Source organism: Flavobacterium sp. PLA-DH12, from assembly GCF_059511845.1.
In genome coordinates this window covers 258,839-272,678 of the sequence record NZ_JCAMPD010000001.1, presented here as the reverse complement: position 1 = coordinate 272,678, position 13,840 = coordinate 258,839, and the positions used below count along the sequence as shown (strand labels likewise).

Annotated in this window: 10 protein-coding genes and 1 tRNA gene; 4 read left to right on the top strand and 7 right to left on the bottom strand. The window is 35.8% G+C overall.

The annotated features are described in order from the left end of the window. The first annotated feature begins 229 nt into the window (after positions 1 to 229). From AC5ZCW_RS01260 to AC5ZCW_RS01245, 4 genes are all read left to right on the top strand, one after another. Positions 230 to 664 (top strand): hypothetical protein, encoded by a 435-nt coding sequence (locus AC5ZCW_RS01260; protein ID WP_281632468.1) that lies wholly within the window; start codon positions 230 to 232, stop codon positions 662 to 664. Between the two features lie 17 nt (positions 665 to 681). Next, positions 682 to 1,269: a globin family protein gene (locus AC5ZCW_RS01255; RefSeq protein ID WP_129053246.1), complete on the top strand. Its 588-nt coding sequence runs from the start codon at positions 682 to 684 to the stop codon at positions 1,267 to 1,269. Between the two features lie 259 nt (positions 1,270 to 1,528). Then, entirely contained in the window at positions 1,529 to 2,833 is a 1,305-nt protein-coding gene (gene hemA / locus AC5ZCW_RS01250; RefSeq protein WP_379799943.1) for a glutamyl-tRNA reductase, read from the top strand. Positions 2,834 to 3,149: 316 nt separating this feature from the next. Continuing rightward, complete coding sequence (locus AC5ZCW_RS01245; protein WP_281632470.1) at positions 3,150 to 3,593, top strand: response regulator; 444 nt, start codon at positions 3,150 to 3,152, stop codon at positions 3,591 to 3,593. Between the two features lie 916 nt (positions 3,594 to 4,509). Here the strand turns inward: AC5ZCW_RS01245 and AC5ZCW_RS01240 are convergent. The 7 genes from AC5ZCW_RS01240 to AC5ZCW_RS01210 all read right to left on the bottom strand — a co-directional run bounded on the left by AC5ZCW_RS01240 (position 4,510) and on the right by AC5ZCW_RS01210 (position 13,771). Then, the gene (locus AC5ZCW_RS01240; RefSeq protein ID WP_496117378.1) at positions 4,510 to 4,746 is read right to left on the bottom strand and encodes a hypothetical protein; all 237 of its coding nucleotides are present in this window, start codon (positions 4,744 to 4,746) and stop codon (positions 4,510 to 4,512) included. A gap of 665 nt (positions 4,747 to 5,411) precedes the next feature. After that, positions 5,412 to 6,314, bottom strand: a complete 903-nt coding sequence (locus AC5ZCW_RS01235; protein WP_496117377.1) for a hypothetical protein — start codon at positions 6,312 to 6,314, stop codon at positions 5,412 to 5,414. Between the two features lie 5 nt (positions 6,315 to 6,319). Further along, positions 6,320 to 7,843 carry a T9SS type A sorting domain-containing protein gene (locus tag AC5ZCW_RS01230; RefSeq protein ID WP_496117375.1) on the bottom strand — a complete coding sequence of 508 codons (1,524 nt, stop codon included), beginning with the start codon at positions 7,841 to 7,843 and terminating at the stop codon, positions 6,320 to 6,322. 99 nt (positions 7,844 to 7,942) lie between these two features. After that, a complete protein-coding gene (locus AC5ZCW_RS01225) occupies positions 7,943 to 9,220 on the bottom strand; it encodes a hypothetical protein (RefSeq protein WP_496117373.1) in 1,278 nt (425 codons plus the stop codon). 57 nt (positions 9,221 to 9,277) lie between these two features. After that, positions 9,278 to 10,789 carry a hypothetical protein gene (locus AC5ZCW_RS01220; RefSeq protein WP_496117371.1) on the bottom strand — a complete coding sequence of 504 codons (1,512 nt, stop codon included), beginning with the start codon at positions 10,787 to 10,789 and terminating at the stop codon, positions 9,278 to 9,280. A 13-nt stretch (positions 10,790 to 10,802) separates the two neighbouring features. Then, positions 10,803 to 12,680 (bottom strand): O-antigen ligase family protein, encoded by a 1,878-nt coding sequence (locus AC5ZCW_RS01215; protein ID WP_496117369.1) that lies wholly within the window; start codon positions 12,678 to 12,680, stop codon positions 10,803 to 10,805. A 1,017-nt stretch (positions 12,681 to 13,697) separates the two neighbouring features. Beyond that, positions 13,698 to 13,771 (bottom strand) — tRNA-Arg (locus AC5ZCW_RS01210). Between the last annotated feature and the right edge of the window lie 69 nt (positions 13,772 to 13,840).

Here is a 13,840-nt window from a genome sequence, read left to right as displayed (position 1 = left end):
TCTTTTTGTCCATTGAAATCCGAATCATGGCTTTTGCCGGCGATATCTCCAAAAACATGGGCAGTATGAAAAGATGATGCGGGATGCTGTTTTAGGCATGGCTGATGCTGTGGAAAGGATTCAGATTATTTAAAACAATTCTAAACTAAAGTTTTCTTTTTACTTGTTAAAACCATCCTAAAAAAGTTTCCGTATATGACCTTAAATCTAACCGCTATAAAAATCACGTATGAAAATCAACAAGCACATCAAAAAAGGTCTTTGGATCGCAATGGGAACAACGGTCCTGTTTTCAGCAATTCTTCTTTTCCATATCATTACTGCCAAGCCTGCGGTTTATGACACTCCAAACCTGCAGGTAAGCCGCATTGATTTCAAGCAGGCTATCGATTCTGCACAGGCCAGACAGATCTGCGCTGACCTGAGATCCATCAAAGGGCTGACCTCGGATTCCATCATTATCAAGAGAAACGTGGTGGTTTACTTCCATAATAACCGGATCACCAATTCAAAAAAGGTCTATGCGCAGCTGATGGCCAAAAGGCATTATGATGCGCAGCCCTATATACTGCCTGAAAATCTGGCATCCAAAGAAGTCTGTCCTATGGACCAGAACAGTCTGGGCTACAAGCTGTCCCAGAAGATCAATCATTTTTTTAATTAACCTTTAATATTATTGTTATGAAAAATTATTCTAAAATCGCCTTAATCGCGTTATTCCTTTCAACGGCTGTTTTTACATCCTGCAGCAATGATGATGAGACTCCGGCTCCTGTAAAAGCATCCATATATGAGCGGTTGGGAGGCACTAAAATGGTTGCCGATCCTGATAATTCAGGACAGATGATCGAGCAGGGACGCCTTAGCTTCCGCAAAGTGGTCAATTCAACAATCGGACTGATAGTTGCCGATATCCAGTCCAATGCATCAGGAAACCTGCAGGCGCATTTTGCGCCCCTTCTGGCCGAAACCGGAACGACCCAGGCTACAAATATTGCAAAATTATCCGATAACCTGACTGATTTCTTTTCCTTCAACACCGGAGGGACAAATGCAGTTAATACGTATTCGGGCCTGAGCATGGCAGCGGCGCACAACCCTGCGACAAACCCTAGAATGGGAACAAAATCCAGCAGTGCCGACTATACGAAATTCGAAGGTTATGTGGGAGCGGCCGCCAATGCGAACGGCGTTGCTTCAAACACCGAACTTTATACGGATATTGTGGCAGTTTTGGAATCATTGAGAACGCCCATCGTCCAAAAATAATTCATCTTCCCAAAAAACGCCGCCTTTTTCTGCGGGCGGCGTTTTCTTTTTAAGACATTGTCTTATTCCAAAACAAGCATGTCTGCCTAAAGGAATCCCTTTGCAGTTGCAAATTTGCTGCATGGCATCTTTGACCATATATCTCATACAAGGACCATACTGACTGGAGGCGCTTGTCCGCATGGCAGCACATACGGGTGCGGACTGATTTTCCAGAGCAGAACTCCTTTTTTTTCGAATCTTTAATCAAAGCCATCCCATGGAAAATTTTAAGCTTTCCCAAAACACCACTTTCTACGCCTTAGGATTAAGCTATAAAAAAGCAGATGCCCTGATCAGGGGGAAATTCAGCCTGGATGCTGAAGGCCAGTCTGACCTGCTGGCGCAGGCCAAAACCGAGGGCATAGAGTCGTTGATTGTAATTTCCACCTGCAACAGGACTGAAATCTATGGATGGGCTTCTCATCCGTATGAACTGATAAAACTGCTTTGCGGCCATACGAAAGGCAGCGTGGAGGAATTTCAGCAATTTGGCTACATCTATAAAAACAGCCAGGCCGTCAGCCACATGTTCCGGGTAGGGACAGGTTTGGAGAGCCAGATCCTGGGCGATTTTGAAATCATCAGCCAGATCAGAACCGCTTTTAGCCGCAGCAGAGAGAAAGGTTTGGCCGACACATTTCTGGACCGCCTGGTAAACACCGTAATCCAGGCGAGCAAAAAAGTCAAGACAGAGACTAAAATTTCCTGCGGCGCCGCGTCGGTTTCTTTTGCATCGGTACAGTATATAATCCAGAATGCAGCTGATGTAGGGAACAAAAATATTCTGCTGCTGGGGACAGGAAAAATAGGCAGAAATACCTGCGTAAATTTATTAAAGCATACCAAAAACAGTCATATAACCCTTATAAACAGAACAAGACACAAAGCCGAATTGCTGGCGCGAAGACTCAATGTCATCGTAAAGGGTTACGGCGATCTGAAAGAAGAACTGCAAAGGGCGGATGTGCTGGTTGTGGCTACGGGAGCGCAAAGCCCCACTATTGATAAAACACTTCTTGGCCTGCATAAGCCCTTATTGATCCTGGACCTTTCCATTCCGCGAAATGTGGATGCCGATGTCAAAGAAATACCCGGCGTGACTTTAATGCATCTGGATGATCTCTCCCAGATTGCCGATGAGACGCTGGAGAGAAGAAAACAGCATATTCCTGCCGCAGAAGCCATTATTGAGGATCTGAAATCAGAGCTGTATGCCTGGGTGAACGGCCGAAAATGCGCACCGACCATCCATGCATTGAAAGCAAAACTGAATGAGATTGTATCGACTGAGTTTGCTTTCCAAAAGAAGAAAGCAATCCATTTTGACGAGGTTCAGATGGATCTGGTCAGTTCCAGGATTATCCAAAAATTGATAGGCCATTTTGCGAGCCACTTGAAAGAGGAGAATACGCCAGTGGACCAGAGCATAGAATTTATTGAAAAAGTATTCCAGATAGGGCGGTTTATGCCCGATAGATCTTCTTGGCCTACAGAAGAAAAATACAGAATCAATCTGTCATAAAAATAAACTGGAATTCAAGCGCCAGACAGACCAGGCAGAGCCAGGCATCTAGGGCATATCTATAAATGATGCGCTTGAGGTGTTTTTTTGAAGCGGAATTCTTATGCTGATTTTACATAATTCCCATCTTTAAGGTGGAAATTATGTAAAATCTGTTTCCGTATTTGTTTCAGGGCGCCAGAATTCCTAAATTGGAAAATTATTGAACCAAGAGCCGAATAATTCGATTTTCAGGGATTTTCTGAGGGCTGTGGCGCAGCCGGCTTGAGGGATCCTTGTATGATGGTTTTATTCGGCAGCGAAAAACCGACAGATCATGGATGAAGACCCGAAAATAATCATATGCCTAGCCGATGACGATGAGGACGACCGCATGCTGCTCCATGAAGCGCTTCTGGAGCTCGATCGGCCTTTCAGGATATTTGAGCTCTGCAGCGCACAGCAGCTCATCGAGCATTTTTCCAAACCGGAGCAGGAGCCTGCCGATTTCATATTCCTTGACCTTTATATGCCGGGCATGGACGGCTTTGAGTGCATCGAAAGGCTCAGAGGCATGGGCCCGGCTCCCGGAAATGCAAGGATCATCGTCTATTCCATCGACAGTGCAGCCAAAACAATGCAAAGGGCTTTTGCCCTGGGAGCGGATTTTTATGCCGTGAAGCCCAGCACGTATGAAGATCTTAAGAATCTGGCGGCAATAGTCATGGGAGCATCGTGGGAGGATTTATCAGCTCAAGAGCGGATATTCCATATCAGGTAGGAGGCGGAAACAGCCCAGAGACGGCTTATCATGCAGTTCCACACGGCAATAGTTTTAGGTTTGTTTTTTAGGTTTGTTTTTTTTTTGGAGCTTTTTCCCGCTATGCGCTTCAATCTTCTGCGCCGAACCCCGGCGCAGAAGGATTTCCGCTACTATCGGGGCTATTTTGTGCTTTATTTTAGTGAGGAATAAATCAATTTTCAGCTGTTGTCCATCAGCAATTATGTTTAAAAAAAATGGCGCCAATTGTCTTCAATTGACGCCATTTGGCTTTGTGACCTCGACAGGACAAATTACAACATCTTTTTTGGATGATTTGAAGAGATTGGCTTACTATATGTAGGGGCTGTCTTCCATTGGCTTTGTATTTTTGGTTTAGATGTCCTGTTGGGGATTGATCGAAAAATTCATTCAGTTTTAAAATTATTTTGCAATAAAATATGATTAGGTCATTTGCAGTTTATTTTAGAGTGAAAAGGGAGAGTCTTAATTTTTGCTGCAAGATAGGTATCATCTACAAATCTTTTATGCGAAAATTCTGCAACAAGATTACGAACGGCGATAGTTTATAATAGTGAATAAACTTAATACACTAAATTTTTCGATGAAAAAGAAGCCTTTTTCATATCACGAGGAACTGTTTTTTCGATTCAGAAATTAACAGCCTAGTGTTTACTGGGTTTCCAGATTATGAGGTATAAAGTAAGTATGAATCTGAACAAAATAAAACAAACCAAAAACAAGTAAACTTCTATCCAATATTTCAATTGAAAAATCGCATTTTGCAAATCTGCTATTCTCTTTTTTTGAAGAACACATTAACCTAGTGGTTGAAGCAAATTTAAATAAAATATTTGAAAGAAGGTGTTGTTTATTGCATTTTATGGCTTTGGAAAATTTTCAGCTCTATTGTTCTTTAATCAATAATTTTTCCAAATTGATCCAATTCTGTTCCACATTTGGGACATGTATGTCCACCCCAAATTGCTTGTTTCAAACTCTTAGGCATTCTTATAAGAGGAAGTTTAGTTTTACATTTAGGGCAAACAACACTTTTTGTGTTTATAGTAAAATTAGGATCCAATTTTTTTAAGATAAGATAAAAAAATAATATTATTAGAACAGTAATAAATATATTGATAATAATATCCATTGAGTGATTGATATTTTTGATTAAGTTTTGCTTCAGTTGTAAGCAATCTGAGAAGATTAAAAAAAGATTGTCTCATATTTGTAAACGATTCCCAAAATAGTGTCAAACTTTTTGGCGCAGACAGTAATATGAGACAAAATTCTTTAGCTTACCAGCTAATAGATTAAATTTCTATTAAGGCGGTACCATTTAAGGTAATTAGTAATAAAAAAATGATTATAAAATTATTTCCCTAAAAAGGCCATAAATAGGAGTTGCGTTACACCAACTATTAAAAAAAACAACCAATATTTTTTAAAGGCTGAGTAATTACCTAATGCTTTTGAATCTTTATTCCTTTTCATTGTTATACCAATGTATATTAAAAAAAAAGACATAAAAACATGTATTATTTTTAAAACCATAATTCTACTTATCTTATTAGTAATTCTATTGCTTCTCTAATAGAGCTAATTGTCAATAAAGCCAGGACAAAAAGTATAGACCATAATGATATCTTCGCACCTATTATCTTTGCCTTATAAAAAATGGAATCTCTATTTCCGTTTTTAAATTTTTCTAAATTCCAACCGTATAATATATAAAGCAAATATCCCATTATTATAAAGGAAAAAGATTTAAGGACTAAAAACAATATGTATTTCATTTTTTTTGATTAAATTGAATCAATCTGTTGCACTTCCATAAGCTTGTTTAATAGCTTCATTTATTGTATCTACAGCACTACTTAATTCAGGAGAAAGAGCGGTATGACCAGGTAATACAGAATCTAATAAACCATCAGCAATTTTTGATTGTAAATAATCTTTAAATTCTCCATTGGCTCCATCATTATGAGCAATATACAAAATTGCAACTTCCATTAGAACACCAATTTCGTTTACTGCGCCCCCAAAGGCATACATACCGGCGCCAAATATTCCTCCAACACCAGTGATACTTGTAAATGCAGCTATTGCTAAACCTGTTATTTGAGTGTAGCCTGCGGCTTGTTGAAGATGGTGAGCAAAACCTAAAAGAGAAGTTTCATTTTCAATTACCCAATCTCTCATTACCGAACCATAAAAGGATAAGTCATCAACTACATCTTCATAAGTGCTATCAATAAGTTCAGTTATTGAATTCCAATGCTCTATCGTAGCATCTTCAAGATTTACAGTAAAAAAACCGTTGTCCCCGAATAATGGATCATGATAATTATTAATTACTGCAACTTCTTGTAAATTGACACATGCTTCAAATAATGTTTGTAGCTCTTCATCTGTTAAAGTTACCGGATTATCGTCATGATTAATACCAAGACTATTTATCATGGTTTGACGGTACAAATCATCATCATCATTTATTTGTCCGTCTGAATTGGTATCTACATAGTCATTGTAAGGATTTGTGTCATTATTTAGAATATCAATATATTCCCAGGTATCAAGTTCATTAACTTCATATTCTGGATTGTTTTCGAGGAATATATCTACGGCTTCGCTTACTGTGTAATCCTGTCCATAACTTTTTTGCCCTATAAAAACACAAAAGAACGTGAGGACAAAAATATAATATTTATTTTTCATAATTCTTATTTTTTAATTAAAAGAGAGGTCTTTACTTCTTGTCCATAAGCTAAGCGCAATAGATAATAACCAGGTGCGGAATCAAGATTTATAGTTTTGGTTTGTTTGCCTTGTTCCAGATTATCCCATTGATTTGCATAGAGTAATTGTCCTGATAAATTGTGTACACTTACACCAACATTAGTTGCCTCGCTCAAATCAAAACTTAATTGGAAACTGCTAGTAAATGGATTGGGGTATACGATTACTTTTGACAGAGTTTCAGCCGTACTTGTCTTTTGAGTTTGCTCATGTTTTTTTTCTAAAATCAAATACATCGGCTTTTCGTTCTCGCGTTGCTTGATGTTATAGAGTTGAAGGTTGCCTATCAGAAATAGTGTTTCGTCTGTTTGTAACAACTGCAATTGCGCTTCCTTAAATTCATAAGTATTCAGTCGCCCTTTATAAAAGTGCTCTGTACGGTCTATTTTCGAATCTTTAAATACGATAGCATTTTCCTGTATTTGAGCAGTAAAAGTTATTGTATCAGTTTCCCTCCATTCTCCAGTAATTTGTTTTCCATCTTGATTTAATGTTATGTCAAGTGGTGTCGTACTAATAATGTTTTGTCCGCTCCAATCATATCGCAGTAAGGTTCCTATGTAATTCCCAGAGATCGATTTGTTAAGAGAAGCTTGTTTTACCTTTTTAAAAGTATCTGGTGCATCTGCTTGCACAATGGTATTAAGTTCCGAGATAGGTTTAGAAGTTGTTTTTATTTGTTTTGGATTGGCATTTTCCGCTTCGGGATCAGCAAGTTCTTTTCTTGCATTTTCAAAGCCTCTTACTGCTGATTTGTTAAGCCAAAATTTAGCTTTTTCTGTATCTATGGCTACTCCATAACCATTACGATAACACAAACCTAACATATACATGGCAGATGGATTTCCTTTTTGAGATCCTAATTCAAATTGTTGTAAAGCAAGGTTATAATCTTGTTCATGTCCAAATCCTTTATAGTACATATATCCAATAGAATAAATACAATTGGAATTTCCTTTATCTGCTCCCTGTTTAAAAATACTCAAAGCAAGAGGATAATCCTGTGCTATACCGTCCCCTTTAAGAAGCATTGTTCCCCATTTTTCCCATGCATTTTCATAACCGCTTTTTGCAGCTTTTTCAAAATAAGTAATCGCTTTTATAGGTTCGTTTTCTTTTAACATTAGTCCGATATTATACCAGCCTTTAGCGTAACCGGCCAGGGCAGCTTTCTCAAACCATTGCATTGCCAATTTTTCATCTGCTGGCACTCCAATCCCTTTACAATAAGTCATTCCCAATGCATTCATAGCTTCGGCGCTTTCTTGTTGTGCTAGTTTTGTGTAGGTATCAATCCCCTTTTCAGGATTATAGATTGCACTGCCTTTTGTGAGTTGTAGCCTGGCTTCAGTTAAGGTCTTTCTAACTTCGGAGGAAACTTGTGCATGGCCCAAGAAACCTCCCAGCAATAGTAATAATGTCGCTACTTTTTGAGTAGTTTTTTTCATAATTAGATTTTTTTCATGGTTTATAATCGGTTAGATTTAAATATTAATATTCACTATGTTTTAATTTCATGTTGCGGAAGTCTGTATTAACGAGAAATATTACCATGCCATAGCATTTTTTGCATTTTCGTTTTTCGTTTTGCTTCGGCTTATGGCATCTAATTTTTGCAATATTTCAGGTTTTGTTTGTTCCACATCACGAATTAAATAATGGTTTTCAGGAATTTTCCAGTTCTTCGATTTCTCTGATGCTGCTAAGTATTTTAAATGATAAACGGAAAGCTCATTCATTGTTTTTTCTTTATCCAATCCTTCTGTGAGTGATTCTAATTCTAGTTTAGACCAGCTTTCTTTTGCTTGTTTTAAAGCTTCAGTTCTATTTTTATAAGCTAGCCACTTATTCATTTGTTCCGGAGTAATAATTCGGGCTATATTTTCAAATTCTGATGGTAAGGCTTTTTGGAGAGTTTGATTTCCTTTCAAATCAATTTGTTTGTTTTCACATCTAATTTTTTCTGATTGTCTATATTTAAGTAATAATGAATCAGTCTGAATTTGATTCAGGTCAAGCTCTTTTTTAAATTGAATTACGGAAGCAAATCTATTTATAGCCACACGCTCAGTAAGTATATTGGTATATAGAAGGACTGCAGGTTGCGATATATTAGTTGTTATAATTAAAATGTCAGTTTTCTTTTTATCTAATTGATATTCAGCTTTTAGATCCCACAAAGAATTTTTGCTCAAATAATATTCTACTATTGAACGGAGTTCCTCCTTTTCTTTTCCCAGTGTGTTTGTTTTTAGGTTTAGAATTCTTTCCCACTCTATTTTAGCATCCTCTATTGATTGTTCTTTGTACAATAGCCTCAACAATGTGACGTACTGTTTTTGGTTTATGATTTTCTGTAATTTTGAATTTTGAAATTGAATTTTTTTTCTCAAAGTCTTTTTTACTGTAGCATTTAGAGAATCATTAATTTGGCGTATTTTACTTATTTGCTCTGGCTGTAACTTTAAAAGAGAAACAGCATTTAATGCTGCTAAAAAACGATTGTCTTTGTCCGTTGCATAAGCAAATTGCTCTAATTCTTCGCGGGATAAAATATCTTGTAAAAACGCATCATTTATATTGTAATCTGGCTTTAAATGATCAGCAGAGCCTCCTTGAGCTAAACTGATATTTGCCAAACTATCGATTCTTTGAAATTTTTGAGCTATTTTGATTTGTTTAGCTTCGTCGAGTTTTACGATAGAGATTAGATCATCTATTTTATAGACAATATGAGCCGGATAGTTTTTGCTTACTTTTAAGCTAAGTTGTGCCAGGGCCGAAAATGACAGCAGCATGGGAAGAAAAAGGAGTAGTTTTTTCATTCTTTAAGAATTTAAAATTGAAGATTCTGATTAAGTTATTCTTGATGTTTAAGTAATTTAATACCAGCTTCGGTTGCCCTGATCATCTACAATAAAAGGACGTTCGAGCCCCTTAGAATCACTGGCTAAAAATAAAAGCAAAGCATTTTTTGGGACTTTCTCAAATTTCATTTCACTTATAGGATTGTTTACGATCTGGCTTCCTAAAGATTTCCAGCCATCATTCCAGTAAAAGAATTTATAGGTAATTCCCTGTTTGAATTTTAGATACCCTTCTTTTTCTGTAATAGTGACTTCAACAGTTTGATTTAAATCAGGGATCAAAACTTTTGGATCTTTATTACCAACCACTACAGGTGGCCCCGCAGGAATTAATTTTCCATTTGCATAATATTGAGGAATAATAACTGTTTTTGTACATAAAGATGTAAAAATTGTCTCGTTGTTTATGGCTTTCCCCCACCAAAAAGGTCTCCATGATAGTCCATTGAATGTAGTGGCGTATACGATTTTAAAATTGCTTTTATTAAGATATAATGGGCATTTTACATTTGTAGTTTCCCAATATTCGGAAGTGACATCAATATAATTTTGCTCTTGCAGAATACCTTTCGGGATATCATTCGGATTTTCAAAAGCCGCTAATACTTCGGGGTTTTTAGAATACAATATTCGTAATACTTTGGCAGGCTCCCGTAATAAATTATTGAGGTGCTCTTTTGAACCAAAATCGCAATTTAGGACTTCACTATTTTTTCCAAAAAATGTACTGGTGTAATGTCCTCCTGTAGAAGTCGCCCAAAATGGAATAATATTGATTGTTGCCGGAATACCTTGTGAGCGTAGAGTAAAAACACCTAAATCGGCAATATCGGAACAAGATCCTTGTTTACGAAAAAGTAATTGCATACTACCCAGCCTAGGCAAAGGTTCATCCTTGATTTCTTTCCAGGTGTTATAAAAATTTGTATTATAATCGTCTTTTAAATGCTGCAAAACCAGTTTTAGTCCATTTGAAGGTATTTTTTCGTTTATCCATTTGAATTTATCGGCATAACTTGTTCGCCAATCCTGTACCGGTTCTACACTCATTCTATAAGGTAAAATGTATTCGCAAAAATCTGTAAATGAAGTTGTTTTTATTGGTGACGAGTGCCAAGATGCAAATGCCTGATCTAAGTTTTTTATGAGATAATCCCCTTTTAGCGTTTCAATGTCTTGATAGATAATTGGTTTAGTTTTCATCCCCGGATTCTTTTCTTTAATAGAATCCAGACTTTTCATAGCATACTTATAATTAGCATATTCTAACTCATTGTAATTTATGTTTCTACCATTTGAATCTTCCCAATAATAGCTGGAAGAAGCGTGAATGTCCATATTGGCAATCAAAAACTGCATAGCTTTTAGTTTTAGGGGATCGCCGGTTTTAATACTGTATTGTAATGCTTTTTCAAGTTCAGACCTATTGGTGCCTGCTTTTTTTAAAACCGTTTCTACAGCTGCCGGATATTGGGCATGAAGAAAAAAAGGAAAAAACAGTAAAATAATTTTAAAGAATCGTCGCATATTTACCTGAAGATTAATTGTGATTGTTTTTGAAATAAAGGTTGTTTTTATTTGTTTTTTTAACTCCGAGCTTCTTTAATACACCCCGGCACATGTTTTTGTATCGATTTACTTTTTCGGACTGTATTTTAGGCTTCATCTTAATGATTTCCTCTGATAAAGCAATTGCTTTCGGGAGATCTTTATTTTTCAAGTAGATTTGTAATAAAGTCATTCGATACAAGAATTTGGAAGGATACAAAGCAATAAGGATTTCATAGTCATTAATGGCTTTGGGGTATTGTTTTAGTTTATAGTGGCAAAAACCACTACAGTAGTATAATTCAGGCAAGGAACTTCTTTTTTTTGCTTCTTCCAGACATTTTATAGCCTTGGTATATTGTTGCATTCCTAAGTAGATGAGTCCGTAATTTTGCCAGTAATCACTATAACTACCAATGTTTTTTTCCAGATTAGGCATAATTTGTAATGCCTTATAATACTGTTTCTCTTTTTGTAAAAGGACAGCGTTTTTATTCAAATTATCAGCTTTGGCCATGCCTAAAACGATATGCAATAAATAAATAGCAGTTGATGTCATTATTGCCGTAATAAAAAAGTAGACTGTTTGATTTTTTGTAAGAAATGAAACATAGGATGGCAACAGTATTGGTTCAAGCATGGTGCAAATAATGGCCGCATAAATAATAAGTAAGCACATTATCGGGACTATTTGGATGCTGGAATTGACCATTGACATGGCAATAAATGCGACAACACCTGAATAGCTCAGATTATAAATACGATCTCTTAAGTTTGCTGGATTTGCATTATCAGCTTTGTCCTTAATTGGTTTATTTTTTCTCTTCTTAAGAGTAAACAGAAGTGAAGCGAAAAAGAGTAACATTAAAACAAGTCCAATAATTCCTCCTTCAACAGCATTTAGTAGTAATTCGTTGTGAGGCATAATTACAGGACCTGCATTAGCAAGTTCTTCTATTGTAGCTTTTCGGTTTTTAATGTAATTAGCCTGATATAAATTGTATTCTTTTTCAAAAAAGCCATAACCATATCCCGTAAACGGCTTTTCGGTTATCATTTGAGCTGACAGTTTCCAGATAAATTTTCTGCCATCAGCCGAAGCCTTTTTTGCATTATACAAATAGGAACTGATTGGGATAATTATTAATAGACCAAGAACAAGTAAAGCTTTTGCAGTTTTTCTGTTTTTCTTGTTTTTAATCCAGCTTATAAACTTGTATTCTAAAGCATAGAAGACTAAAGCTGCTAAAACCACACCAATGAAAGCTGCGCGACATTTGAGTAATAATAAAGCAGTTACTACTATTAAAAAGACAGAAAATATTATTTTTTTATGTTTTCCTTTCAATAAGAACAGGAATACCGGCGTTGTAAGTGCCAAAAAAATGGCTGTAACATTTGGATTCGCCCAACTGCCCGTAACTGCAAAAAAAACACTTTTGCTTTTAAGAAATCCCATAAATTGCAAAATGCAACAACAGGATTCAAATATAGAAATTGCTATAATCCCTGTAAAGAATCGAGGAAAATTAAATTTAGAGGAGCTAATAACAGTGGTGGCACTAAGTAATAAAAATAGAGCTGTAGTTATATAATATAGAAATGAATCTGATTTGAACTTATTAGTAGCATGGAATAAAATGTATAAATACCATAAAGCAAAATATAATATGGGTAGTTTAAGATGAGATAATTTATATCCCTTATTAATGGCGAGATAAACTGTTAAAATTAATGTAACTATACAAAATATATAATGGGAAGCAAAGGTTGGGTTAAAAAAGCAATCAATATTAAGTAAGCCTCCTGCTATAATCAGAAGAAGAGGGATATCATAGAATCCCGCTGTTTTTATTTTTAATTTAGTCATTTATCAACCAGTCCCGTTTAAGTTAATTTAAAGATTTGGGATAGCTAAATTATTTGTGTATGCCTATTCGGACTTTTAAATTTGATTAAAAAACTTTCAAATTTGATTAAAATGATATTTTTTTAAGCTGACTATGCTTACAAAGCGAGTAAAGATTGGGGTTGTTAGTATCTTCAGTTAAGTCAGTTAGTTTAAAAAGGTTTAGTTTATTTATTGGAATAGAAGGTTAATGGATAAAAAAACACTATAAAATGATAAATAACGATAATCTGATTTAACAAAAAATTTAACTTTAAAACAGATTATCTCATCAAATTGTGTGATAACCTCTTTTTATTCACTTAATAGAAATTCGAAATCATATATTAAGATGAAGTAACATTATCTCTTCAAAAAAGTCAAAGATTGATTTTTCCAGGGTAATAATTTTATCAATTTTTTTGTTAATTATATTATAGTAAAATAATAATAACAGACGCCAGACAAAAGAATCTCAAAAATGTTTCGTTAGAAATTCCTAAAAAACAAAATAACTGTTTTTACGGGCGTTTTCGGCTCTGGCAAATCATCGCTTGTTTTTGAGACTATTGGCGCTGAAGCCCAACGACAGATTAATGAAACGCAAAACAGCTTTGTGAGAAACCGCTCAATGCATATTGGAGGTGCTGATAAAGATAAAATTGATAATCTTAATGTGACTGTAATCATAAATCAAAAGAGATTGGGGGAATGCCAGCTCAACTGTTGGAGCAGCAACAGATGTAAATGTTTTAATGTGCTTATTATTGTCAAGAGTTGAGGAGCCTTTTGTGGGCTATTCAAATGTTTTTTCCTTTAATAATCCACATGGAATATGCCCCACATGTGAAGGTTTGGGCTATACCAATACTATTGACATTGAGCTGTTTTTCGATAAAAGCAAATCGGGAATAAACCAACTTTTTGCTTCAGTCGAGCAATAATCATATTTAATAAAAAATGGCGCCAATTGTCTTCAATTGGCGCCATTTGGCTTTGTGACCTCGACTGGATTCAAACCAGTAACCTTCTGAGCCGTAATCAGATGCGCTATTCAGTTGCGCCACGAGGCCTTTTTGATCAATTAGCTATTTTTTTGTAGCTTTGTTGATTGCTTATTGCGGGTGCAAAGATAGACATAA